This window comes from Dyadobacter sp. 22481 (assembly GCF_052044875.1).
Lineage (GTDB): Bacteria > Bacteroidota > Bacteroidia > Cytophagales > Spirosomataceae > Dyadobacter > Dyadobacter endophyticus.
The window spans coordinates 1,247,110-1,259,673 of record NZ_JBQENV010000002.1 but is presented as its reverse complement, the minus strand read 5'-3'; the positions used below and the strand labels follow the sequence as shown (position 1 = coordinate 1,259,673).

The window sequence follows — 12,564 nt, the reverse complement described above, 5'->3', positions numbered from 1 at the left end:
TCAATACTTTCTGATCTTACAATTTACCGGCCTTAATCTCTTCCACAACCGCAGGATCGAGCAATGTCGAAGTATCTCCCAGGTTGTTCACATCACCTTCCGAAATCTTCCTCAAAATCCTCCGCATGATCTTACCTGAACGTGTCTTTGGCAAACCGGATACGAATTGAACCTTGTCCGGCTTGGCGATCGGGCCGATAATGCGGGAAACGGTCGCTGAAATGTCTTTTCTAAACATTTCGGGATCCTGGGGTGCGTGTTCCGTGATCACGTAAGCATAAATGCCCTGCCCTTTAATGTCGTGCGGGTAACCGACCACTGCCGATTCCACCACACCCAGGTGCATATTGATCGCATTCTCCACCTCTGCAGTGCCGATCCGGTGGCCCGATACGTTCAGTACATCGTCGACACGACCGGTAATGCGGTAGTAACCGTCCTCGTCGCGCAAGCAGCCATCGCCGGTAAAATACATGCCCGGATAGGTCGAGAAATACGTTTGGCGACAACGCTCATGGTCGCCGTAGGTGGTGCGGATAATGCCTGGCCACGGGAATTTAATGCAAAGGTTACCGCTTACGCCGTTTCCTTCAATTTCCTTGCCGCTTTCATCCACCAGCACAGGCTGGATTCCCGGCAATGGTAATGTCGCAAACGTGGGTTTTTCCGGAGTAATGCCCGCGAGCGGGGAAATCATAATACCACCGTTTTCCGTCTGCCACCAGGTGTCCACCAGCGGGCAATGATCGCCGCCGATGTTGGTTTTGTACCAGTGCCATGCCTCTTCGTTGATCGGTTCTCCCACGGAGCCCAGCTTTTTGAGCGAAGAAAAATCATGTCCTTTTACATAGTCCAGGCCAAAGCCCATCAGCGAGCGAATGGCGGTTGGCGCTGTGTAAAGGATATTAACTTTATGTCTTTCAACGATTTTCCAGAAACGGCTTGCATCCGGGTAAGTAGGAACGCCTTCGAACACCAGCGAAGTGGCACCGTAGCACAGCGGACCATATACGATGTAGCTGTGGCCGGTAATCCAACCGATATCGGCAGTACAGAAATGCACTTCGCCCGGCTCGTATTGGAACACATTCGCGAATGTGTAGGTGGCGTAGATCATGTAGCCGCCGCAGGTATGCACCACACCTTTCGGCTTGCCTGTCGACCCGGAAGTATACAGAATGAAAAGCATATCCTCTGCATCCATCGGCTCTGCCGGGCACACGGAGTTTACTTGTTTCACTTCGTCTTCCCACCACAGGTCGCGGCCTTTGAGCATATGCACCGGCGTGCGCGTGCGGGTAAGTACGATCACTTTTTCCACTGTCGAGCACTGTACCAATGCTTCGTCCACGGTGTCCTTCATCGGGATCACTTTCGAGCCACGGAATGCGCCGTCGGAGGTGATCACCATCGAGCACTCGGCGTCGTTGATACGGTCGGCTATGGATTTGGCAGAAAAACCACCAAAAACAACCGAATGCACCGCCCCGATACGTGCGCAGGCCAGCACGGCGATAGTCAGCTCGGGCACCATCGGCAGATATATACAAACCCGGTCACCCTTTTTAACCCCATGCTTTTTGAGCACATTGGCAAAGCGGCAAACCTGGTCAAATAAAACATGGTAGGTTAAAGTCACTGCCTGATCTTCGGGATTATTGGGTTCCCAGATAATCGCAGGCTGATCGCCGCGTTCGGCAAGGTGACGGTCGAGGGCATTTTCGGTGATATTCATCACGCCGCCTTCAAACCATTTGGTACGCGCTTCCTGAAAGTCCCAGCTTAGCACTTTCTTCCACGGTTTACGCCATTGAAATTGTTGGGCCACTTCCGCCCAGAAACCTTCGGGATCGTCTACACTTTGTTGGTAAGCAACCTTATACTCTTCAAAGGTCTTAATTCTCATGATAAATAAAGGTTTTAACAGGGATATTTAGGATTTGGCTGCCAAGTTATAATTTTCATTTGGTTAGTCCTACTTGCATAGAAACTGTATTACGGACACTTGAAGGCCATTTTATTGATAATCAATCGATAGCAGAAGATCAGCAATTGTTATCAATCTAATAATATTTCAAATCCTGCCCGCAAAGCGCCGGTATTGCTGTCGATGGATAAAAAGATGTACTTTCGGACTTCGAACTAGTTGAACAAATGAGTAACGGGCAAGGAATGGCCACAGAAGGCGAAGTACAGGAGGGACTAACAGTGGAAGAGATCGCATTCATCCACGGACATTTGCATGATAACGTCGGCGAACTAATCTTGAAAGCCGGCAAGTTCAAAGGATTGGATGTGAAGAAGCTGGCGGCACAGATCCAGTCGCGGCAGAAAGCTCTCAAAAAACTTCCCGAATGGTCGACCAATGAAAAGCTGATCTTCCCGCCTGCCCTGTCGGTGGAACAATGCTCGTCGGAGGCGACGGCGCATTACAAGGCCAGTATTGTTTCCGGCGATAGGCTGATCGATATTACCGGCGGCATGGGCATCGATTGCTACTACATGAGCCGCAGCTTCACAGATACCCATTATTTTGAACAACAACCCGAAGTGGCGTCCACTGCCGCATACAACTTCACGCAACTGGGCGCGACACGTATACATGTACACGCGGGCGAGTCGCTGCATGCGTTGCACGATGGCCTGAACGCCGACTGGCTTTACGCTGATCCTGCCCGCCGCGATGCCAACAAAGAAAAGGTAGTGCGCCTCGCCGATTGCACGCCCGATGTTGCCGGAAATGCAGCATTGCTGTTAAATGCAGCTCCCCATATTTTAATCAAAACCTCTCCTCTGCTCGACATCGACCTCGCTTCGAAAGAACTGCAAAAACTCAAAGAAGTGCATGTGATAGGTTACGAACAGGAATGCAAAGAGCTGCTCTTCGTGCTCGACCGCGAAATGCCGGAGCAGGATTTTAAAATCAAAGTTCGCGTTATCGACGCAGCCGGGCAGCCCATTCACGAGCTGGATTTCGACCGGGAGGAAGAGCGTTCGGCGGTAGTCAGTTATGCCAAACCGCTCGGCTACTTATATGAACCTCACGCCGCTGTGCTGAAAGCGGGCGCATTCAAGACGCTTTGTACGCGGTTCAATGTGCAAAAGTTGGCCATGCATAGCCAGCTTTATACCTCGGAAGAATATGTGAATGACTTCCCGGGGCGCAGTTTCAGGATCGTAGCTGTTTGTAAACCTGATATCCGGGAGATTTCACAGCATATACCCGGCGATAAAGCAAATATCACCACGCGCAATTTCCCCGCGAAACCGGAAGAATTGAGGAAGAAATGGAAACTCAAAGATGGTGGCGACCATTACCTGTTCGCCACCACCCTCGCCGATCAATCGAAAGTCGTGATCGTTTGTGTAAAACCTATTTAAGGTAGGTTTCTTCGTAGATTTTTTCGGAATAACCGAGCGTCAGCGCCTTGCCGTTTTCGTCCTCAATTACCGGCCGTTTAATGGCCGTGGGGTTCGATGAGAGCAATTTTGCGGCAGTTTTCGCGTCGATCACTTTTGCTTTTTCTTCGTCGCTGAGCTCTTTCCAGGTGGTCGAAGCTTTATTTAAAACCTTGTCCCAGGGAAATTCACTGAACCAGCTGCTTACTTTTTCCGGACTGATGCCGTCTTTTCGGTAATCGTAAAACTGGTAGGCCACCTTGTTTTTGTCGAGCCAGGTGCGGGCTTTTTTAATGGTATCGCAATTCGGGATTCCGTAAAGGGTCAACATAAAATTTACTCTGAAAATGACGTGATTTTAAACTTCGGTCGCTTCGGGTTCTTCCACAACCTTGTCCGAATCGTGCATTTTCTGATCATCGAGCTCGCCTTCCCAACGGGCGATAACGGCTGTTGCCAGACAGTTTCCGGTCACATTCACCGACGTACGGGCCATGTCCATTAGTTCATCGATCCCCATGATCAGCAATACAGGCCATTCGGGCATCCCAAAGTTAGCGATCGCGCCCAATAATATCACCAAAGTGGCCCTCGGTATGCCGGCTACGCCTTTGCTGGTAAGCATTAACAACAATACCATCGTAAACTGCTGCCCGATCGACATTTCAGTACCGGTTGCCTGCGCTACGAACACCGTTGCCAAGGCCAGATATAATGTTGAACCGTCGAGATTGAAACTATAACCCGTTGGCATTACAAAAGATACGATCTGCCTGGGCACACCGAATTTCTCCATTTTCTCCATCGCTTTGGGCAATGCGGATTCGGAACTTGTGGTGGCAAATGCAATGGAAACCGGTTCGAAAATGACTTTGGCGAATTTGATGACCGGGATCCTGGCGATCATCGCGATCGGTACGAATACGATGAGGATGAAGACGATCAGCGCACAATATAATGTCGCCAGGAGCAATGCGAGGTTTTTCAAAACGTCGATACCCATGTGGCCTACCGTTTCGGCAATGGCCGCTCCCACCCCGATCGGTGCGAAGTACATGATGATCTTGGTAAATTTGAACATGACCTCGGCCAGCAGCTCTACCCCGTGCACGAATTTCTCTTTCTTCACCGAAGGCAGCAATGCAAGGCTAATGCCAAAAAGCACGCTGAAAACGACGATTTGCAACACCTCGCCGTGGTAAATCGATTTGGCGACGTTTTCCGGGAACGAATGCAACACGATTTCCTGCCAGGTTTGCTGGTTTACTTTGGGCAAAGTCGCATTCAGGCTTTCAGGGGGTATTATGCCTACGCCCGGCTTGAACCAGTTGGCAAATACCAGCCCGATGACCAGCGCAAATGTCGTGACGACTTCAAAATACAACAGCGATTTCCAGCCCATCCGGCCTACCTGTTTCAGGTCGGAATGGCCGGCGATACCGGTTACGAGCGTCGCAAAAAGCAACGGTGCGATCACCGTTTTAATCATTTGAAGGAATATCTGCCGCAGGAAGTGCAGCTCGGTGCCCATTTTCGGGAAATCGTAGCCGATTTCCGTTCCGACGAGCATGGATATCAGGATCGAAGTGGTGAGGTTCCTTTTCAGGATCGCGTACACGATCAGGCTCGCCAGCGCCAGCCAGCGCAGGCTTATGAGCACACTATCAGACAACGGCAGGATATCATAAGCACTTAAAACGGAGGCTATCGCGGCAATGGTAACCAGCACGATATTGATAGTGGTAATCTTGCTCTTCATACAGGGAATTTGGTATTCTAAATTAGTTTGTAACGGTAAACTTATAAAAAATCAAATTAAGCACGACCATACCCTCCAATGCATTTAATCCAAAACACAGAATTATTAGAATGTTTTGAAATATAAAAATGAAATATTGTACTAAACAGAAGAGGATTTATAAAATAAACAACTGTTTGCGGTAAGCTCGGAAAAGTATTGGACAAATACAAAATACCAGCACCGCGACGACGTACCGGCAGACTTTGAAGATCAATTTTTACCCAATTTGGCACAAAATTTGAAACCTTCAAGATTACCCCGGCATTAAATCTTTACCAGAATATCGCCGGGAACTCCGTCCGAACTCCGCCCCGACCAAAAGATGACCAAAGTCCTTGATTCCGGTTACTAAAATCGATATGTTCGGAAATTCCATACCCAAAACATAATTCTGCCAGACATGAGAAGTATCCTGATTGCCGTAGATTTTTCAGAAAATGCCGAGCGCGCACTAGCAGCGGCAAAACTGATTGCCGAAAAAGACGTGACGGAGCTGCTGGTCCTCCACGCCTATCAACCCTATATAGCCGACGTAAATGTTACCCCGGGGAATGTAATGCCTGGCATCGGCGGAGCGGATTTCATGGCCATGGCCACCGAACTGGAAGAAGAATTTCACAAAAGGCTGGACGAATACGCTGCAAAACTCGTCACGGAAGGCTATCATGCGAAAGCGATATGGGCGATCGGCAGCGTGCAATCGGCCATTGAAGAGGCTATCGACGACCATGTGCCGGATATGATCGTGATCGGGCGGACCGGTACCGGAGGTTTACTGGACAAGCTGATCGGCAGTTCGGCGACGCATATTGCCCTCAACTCACCCTGTCCGGTGCTGGTAGTACCGCCTCAGGCCGAGCCGGCGAGATTTAAGAAAGTGGTGTATGCCACGCAATTCGAATACGAAGAGAACAATATCCTGCGGGAGGTTTTCGTGTTGATGAACCATCTCGGTGCCGACCTCACTTTGCTGAAAATCAACTCCGATGCGCAGCCGGATATTCAGCCTGATAACCAGTATATTGCCGACATCAAATCGCATTTCACGATCCGCGACGGCCAGATCGTGATCAGGGAAGCGAAACACGTGCTCGACGGCATAGAAGCCTATTGCGACGAGGTACAGGCCGATCTCCTGATCATGTCGACCCGTGAGCGATCATTTATTGAAGAATATCTGATCAATCCGAGCATTACGCGTAAGCTCGTTGTCGACACACACGTACCTTTGCTGGTGTTTCACCTCAAATAACAAATGATTTGAACGGGACAGAAAGCGGCAAGCCTGCCGGAAGCGCCAGGAACGGCGGCGCCAGAAAATCCAAAAAGTATCGTAAACGCGGCCTGCTCACCTCGCCCGGCACGCTTACTTATATTGGTCCGGAGATTGGGTTAAAGACCAAAATCCGCAGGATCAGGTATGACGAGCATATGTACAAGGAAGATACGGTGAAGTCGCTGGATGAATGCAGGGCCGCAGAACACGGCGAGAGCTTCACTACCTGGCTGAACGTAGATGGCATCCACGAAACTCCCCTCATCGAAAAACTGGGCAAATTCTACCATTTGCACCCGCTGCTGCTGGAAGACGTCGTTAACACCGAACACAAGCCGAAACTGGAATTATACGACTCGGGGCATTTGTTTCTGACCTTGAAAATGCTTCACGTCGATTCGGAATCGCCCATCAGCATTTCCTCCGAGCATGTGAGTTTTGTATTGGGTAAAAATTATGTACTCTCGTTCCAGGAGGAGCTCACTTCCGATATTTTTACCACAGTTGAAAGCCGTCTGGAAGCATCCGTAGGTAAAACCCGTCGTAACGGGCCTGACTACCTGCTTTTTGCATTGCTGGACGTCGTGGTGGATAACTATTTCATTGTACTGGAAAAACTCGGCGACGCACTCGATGCCACCGAAGACCAGGTGATCCGCGGCGTGCAGGAGCTTTCGCTCAAAGACATGTACGCATTGAAACGCGAATTAACATTGGCACGGAGACAGATCTGGCCATTACGCGACATGATCAATCAGCTGATACGCGAGGACAATATGCAGATCAGCCGGGATGTAATTCCCTATTACCGCGACCTTTACGACCACATTATGCAGGTGCTCGACACCATCGACTCCTACCGCGAGCTGGTGGCCAGCCTTGTGGACGTACATTTATCGACGATCAGCAACCGGATGAACCAGGTCATGAAAACGCTGACGATCTTTTCGGCGGTTTTTATGCCTCTGACGTTTATCGTGGGTGTTTACGGTATGAATTTTGAGTTTATGCCGGAGTTGAAAGAACCCTATGGCTACTATTACGTATGGGGACTGATGGTGGCGGTTACGGTAGGGATGATATTTTATTTCAGAACTAAAAAATGGATGTAGATTGATACCTTTGTGCTCTGATTAACGCGCATTGGAATGAGTCTTACAGTCAATACATCCCCCTTTGTAACCACACAAGCCCAGTATATACTGACCGACAGCCGCCAGGTTTCTTTCCCAGGTCAAAGCATCTTTTTTGCCATCAGAGGTGAGCGCCACGACGGGCACCGCTTCCTGCCCGAGCTGTACGCAGCAGGCGTGCGGGAGTTTGTCGTGGAAGAGGCCGCATTCACAGGCGAGTTGCGCGAAACGGCTGCCACGTGGGATGACGCCCAAATCTGGGTCGTAGCATCGAGCATCCGGGCGTTGCAGCAATTGGTAGCGTCTAAAAGAAGGCAGTTCGATATCCCGGTTGTCGGCATTGCTGGAAGTAATGGCAAAACCATCGTAAAAGAATGGCTGGTGCAGCTGTTGTCGCCCGGCCGGAGCATAGTGGCCAGTCCTAAAAGCTATAACTCGCAGATCGGTGTTCCGCTTTCCGTTTGGAACCTAAGCCAGGAGCATTCGCTCGCTATTTTTGAAGCCGGCATTTCCAAAGCGCATGAAATGGAGTATCTGCAACCGGTCATGCAGCCTACAATCGGCATTTTCACCAATATCGGCCCGGCGCATGACGATGGTTTCAGAAGCCGCAAGCAGAAGATCACCGAAAAGCTGCGCCTTTTCACGAAGGTCAGAAAACTCATTTACCGAAAAGACTACCACGAAATAGACGAGGAAATCAGCCTGATCCTGAAACCGGTGAATGCATTCCTCGAGACGCTGAGCTGGGGGAGCAACTATTCCGGCTCGCATGTGCAGGTGACATTCACTCCGCAAAAAGATAAAACCGTTATTTCCCTCACCGGCAAGCTGGGCAACCATACTTTCGAAACCGGCTTCCGCGACGATGCTTCACTCGAAAACCTGACGCATTGCATTGTTTTTCTCCTGGATTTCGGGCTTGAACCTGGCGTTATCCAGGAAAGGGTATTGTTACTCAAACCCGTTTCCATGCGTTTGGAGCTCAAAGAGGGCATTAACCATTCCTATATCATCGACGACGCCTACAATAACGACTTGCAGGGGCTGTCGATGGCGCTCAACTTCCTCGCCCAACAAGAGCAGCGAACCCGCAAAACCGTCATTCTTTCAGATGTACTCCAAACCGGCCAGACGCCTCTTGAACTGTACAAAATGGTTTCACGCTTGCTAAGCGAAAAGGGAATCGACAGGTTGATCGGCATTGGAAGGCAAATCAGCAGCCAGGCATCGCTGTTCGATATTCCGGAGCAGGAGTTTTATGACGATACCGACAGTTTTCTCAAAACATTTGCCTTCCACACGCTCGCGGATACGCTCGTGCTCGTTAAAGGTGCGAGGCCGTTTTCATTTGAGAAGATCGTACACCGCATTCAGCAAAAAGCACATGGTACCGTGCTCGAAATCAACCTCGACGCATTGGTCCACAACCTGAACTACTACCGCGCAAAAGCCGGGCAGGGCACGAAGATCATGGCGATGGTGAAGGCGTTCGCTTACGGCAGCGGAAGCTCGGAGGTAGCCGCATTGCTGCAATACCACCGCGTCGACTACCTCGGCGTGGCCTATACGGATGAAGGCGTAATCCTCCGCCAAAGCGGCATTACTTTGCCAATTATGGTGATGAATGCGACCTTACCGACCTTCGACCTTCTGTGGCAGTACAAACTTGAACCCGAAATTTACAGCCGCCGCATCCTTACCGACTGGATAGAATATATTTCCAGAAAAGGCGAACCGGCCAATACCCCTTCCGTGCATTTGAAACTCGATACCGGCATGCACCGGCTCGGTTTCGTGAAAGATGATTACGAATGGCTCCTGGCGCAGCTTCGCCAGAATCCCGCGGTGAAAGTATCGAGCATATTTTCGCATTTGGTGGGCGCCGACGAAGGTGTCCACAATGAGTTTTCCAGAAAGCAATATGCACAGTTCATGGAAGGTGCCGCGCTGATCGAGCAGACTTTGGGCTACAAAACCATTAAACATATCCTCAATTCGGCGGGAATCGTGCGTTTCCCGGAATACCGGCTTGATATGGTGCGGCTGGGCATCGGCTTGTATGGCGTGGAAGCGACCGGGCAGGACCAGCGGGCATTGCAGTCGGTAGGGACATTAAAAACCATTGTTTCGCAGGTCAAATACCTTACTTCGGGTGAAACGGTGGGATATAGCCGTAAAGGCGTCGTCGACCACAACTCGGCTATTGCCACGCTGGCGATCGGCTATGCGGATGGTTACGACCGCGGACTGGGCAATGGTGTTGGAAAAGTGTGGGTGAATGGCACCTTATGTCCTACTATCGGCAATGTGTGCATGGATATGACCATGATCGACGTCACGCACGCCCAGGTAGAAGAAGGGGATGAAGTGATCGTTTTCGGTAAGGAAGTCCCTATTACGGAACTTGCGAAAACTATCAACACCATCCCCTATGAGATCCTGACGGGTATCGGTGACCGCGTCAAGCGTGTATTTTTCAAAGAATAACTACTTTCCAGCATCAATATGCCCCACTTCCGGATCGGCGCTGGCTGACCCGGAAGTTTCCAGATCCGCAGTGGGTATTGCGGCAGTTTCCACTGCGGCAGTCTCCACCGACTTGTCTTCGTCTTTAAAAAGGTGCGTAGCCATCACCTGGTCAAGGGTCACATTATAGAATGCCTCGTGGATGTTCAGCGGTTCGCTTCCCTCTTCGATCTCGCATTTGATATAGTTTCCATCTTCCTGCAATTCATAGGCATTCACATTGTCTTTCAGGCTATAATACAAAATATGTATCGCTTCCTGGCGCACGCGCGGGTCTACGAGCTTGAAAAGGGATTCAATGCGTTTGTCGAAACTCCGCACCATAGCATCGGCACTGCCACCATAAACCAGTGGGTTGCCGTTCTGGTGGAAGTAGAAAATGCGTGAATGTTCCAAAAAGTCGCCTACGAGCGAGCGGACGGTGATATTTTCACTCAATCCTTTCCGCTGAGGCCTCAGGCAGCACATGCCGCGGACGATCAACTTAATGGGCACACCTGCCTCCGAAGCTTTGTAGAGCTCATAAATGGTGTCGCGGTCTTCCAGGGAGTTTATTTTGATACAAATACCACTTTTCAAACCCGCTTTCGCATTCTCCGCTTCCTGCTGTATAAGCTCGATCAGCTTCGCACGCATGTAGCGCGGGGCTGTGATCAGGTTCTGGTATTCAGAAGGAATCGAATGGCCCGTAATTACATTGAAGAATTCAGAAATATCGTGGGTGTATTCTTCATTGGACGTTAAAAGACCGGTGTCGGTGTATAATCTGGAAGTATCCTCATTATAGTTACCGCTCGACAAATGCGCGTATCGTAATACCCTATTGCCTTCGTTGCGCACGATCAGCAGCAGTTTGGTATGTGTTTTAAGTAAACCGATGCCATAGATCACGAAACAGCCCGCTTTTTGCAGCCTTTGTGCTTCTTTAATATTGTTTTCCTCATCAAAACGCGCCTTCACCTCGAACAATACCGCTACGTGCTTGCCGTTCTCGGCCGCGTGCAGGAGCGCCTCCGTTACGCGCGAGTTTTTCGCGAGCCGGTAGATCGTCAGTTTAATGGACAATACCTTCGGGTCTTCTGCCGCCTGTTCAAGCAGCTGCAATACCGGTTCGAAGTTGTTGTAGGGGTGATGCAGTAAAATATCCCTTTCCCGCATTACCTCAAAAATATCCGGAATGCGTTCGCGGTCGAGGCCTAGCGGCGGCACCGGTGGGTGTATCGGCGGGATCTGGTCTTTAAACTCCGGATGTTTGATAATGCTCCAAAAAGCAGTAAAGTCGATCAATGCGTCGGTGCGGAACACGTTGAGGTCATCTATCTCCCAGCGCTTCTTGATCAGATTGAACAAATCGGGATGGACGTCCGGCTCGATTGAAACCTGCACTACTCTTCCCAAACGCCTGCTTTTGATCTTTTGCTTGATCTCGTCGATAAAATCCGCTTCGATATCGTCACTTTCTTCCAACGTAAAATCGCCGTTCCGGATAATACGGAACAGGTTGGTCGAAACGATATCGACATTTCTGTACAATTTGTTGATAAATGCTTTCGCAATCTGTTCAATAGGCAGGAATAACAATTCCTCCTCCCGCTCAATGGCGTAAAAACGCGGCAGATTGGGAGGCAACTGTACGAAAGAAAGCTTTCTGTCCTCTTCCGAAGTAGTGCCTTTCACCTGGGTGATTACCCCCAAAACAAGCACTTTCGCCAGCAACACCGGAAATGCGTGTGTATAATCGAACAACATTGGCGTAAGCATCGGATACACCGTCCGCTCAAAGTATTCCTCCACGGCAGCATTTTCCTCATTGGTGACCTCATCCATCCCGATGATCCGGAACCCGTGTTTCGCGAACAGCGGCACCAGCTGATTTTGATAGCATTCGTTCTGGCGGCGCACAAAATCGTGCAATTCTTTCATCAATACCTTTCGGAAGGGGATTTCCCGCAGGCCGGAATAGTCGAGACGCTCTTTACCGAAATCGAGGTAGTTATAGAGACTACCGATCCGGATCGATAAGAATTCGTCGAGGTTGGATGATGTAATCGCCAGGAATTTAAGGCGATCGAACAGGTTGCGTTCTTCGTTCGTCACCTGATCAAGTACGCGGTCGTTAAATTTCAGCCAGCTCAGGTCCCTGCTGATCAGGTCGCTTTGCTGCATTTGCGTATTTGCCTTTTCCGACGACGAACTGACTGCCTTGCCGTCTTCTGCCGCAGCCGGTTCTTTCGGACTTTTGAACAGTGCGAACAAATTGGTCAGTTTACTTCGTTTTTCATTATATATATTGTCGGATGAGCCAGACATAACGTTATGCTATTAAAAAGGTGTATCAGGATGGCAATAAAAATTCAACGAATCTAAACAATCTATTGTTTTCGGGCCGATGAAGTTTGTGTTAAATTTTCATTCCAAAAAGAAAC

Annotated in this window: 8 protein-coding genes; 4 read left to right on the top strand and 4 right to left on the bottom strand. The window is 49.8% G+C overall.

Translation table 11 applies throughout. The features are described from left to right. Positions 1-16: 16 nt before the first annotated feature. A complete protein-coding gene (gene acs, locus ACTJJJ_RS15165) occupies positions 17-1,906 on the bottom strand; it encodes an acetate--CoA ligase (protein WP_188933753.1) in 1,890 nt (629 codons plus the stop codon). Between the two features lie 248 nt (positions 1,907-2,154). Here acs and ACTJJJ_RS15160 point away from each other — a divergent pair, with 248 nt between their 5' ends. Continuing rightward, positions 2,155-3,381: a THUMP-like domain-containing protein gene (locus ACTJJJ_RS15160; RefSeq protein ID WP_440702224.1), complete on the top strand. Its 1,227-nt coding sequence runs from the start codon at positions 2,155-2,157 to the stop codon at positions 3,379-3,381. Here the strand turns inward: ACTJJJ_RS15160 and ACTJJJ_RS15155 are convergent. After that, positions 3,374-3,730 carry an ArsC family reductase gene (locus ACTJJJ_RS15155; protein WP_188933757.1) on the bottom strand — a complete coding sequence of 119 codons (357 nt, stop codon included), beginning with the start codon at positions 3,728-3,730 and terminating at the stop codon, positions 3,374-3,376. The genes ACTJJJ_RS15160 and ACTJJJ_RS15155 overlap by 8 nt on opposite strands. 27 nt (positions 3,731-3,757) lie before the next feature. Continuing rightward, a complete protein-coding gene (locus ACTJJJ_RS15150; RefSeq protein ID WP_426293166.1) occupies positions 3,758-5,158 on the bottom strand; it encodes a dicarboxylate/amino acid:cation symporter in 1,401 nt (466 codons plus the stop codon). 442 nt (positions 5,159-5,600) lie between these two features. Between ACTJJJ_RS15150 and ACTJJJ_RS15145 the strand changes: the two genes are divergently transcribed. From ACTJJJ_RS15145 to ACTJJJ_RS15135, 3 genes are read left to right on the top strand one after another with little or no spacing between them, the layout of a single operon-like run. After that, positions 5,601-6,452, top strand: a complete 852-nt coding sequence (locus ACTJJJ_RS15145; RefSeq protein ID WP_440702223.1) for a universal stress protein — start codon at positions 5,601-5,603, stop codon at positions 6,450-6,452. 8 nt (positions 6,453-6,460) lie between these two features. Continuing rightward, a complete protein-coding gene (corA, locus tag ACTJJJ_RS15140) occupies positions 6,461-7,588 on the top strand; it encodes a magnesium/cobalt transporter CorA (protein WP_188933763.1) in 1,128 nt (375 codons plus the stop codon). A gap of 36 nt (positions 7,589-7,624) precedes the next feature. Next, positions 7,625-10,099, top strand: coding sequence for a bifunctional UDP-N-acetylmuramoyl-tripeptide:D-alanyl-D-alanine ligase/alanine racemase (locus ACTJJJ_RS15135; RefSeq protein ID WP_440702222.1), 2,475 nt, complete (start codon positions 7,625-7,627; stop codon positions 10,097-10,099). On the opposite strand, the gene ppk1 is transcribed toward ACTJJJ_RS15135, so the two are convergent. Next, positions 10,100-12,448: a polyphosphate kinase 1 gene (ppk1, locus tag ACTJJJ_RS15130; RefSeq protein WP_440702221.1), complete on the bottom strand. Its 2,349-nt coding sequence runs from the start codon at positions 12,446-12,448 to the stop codon at positions 10,100-10,102. Positions 12,449-12,564 lie beyond the last annotated feature (116 nt).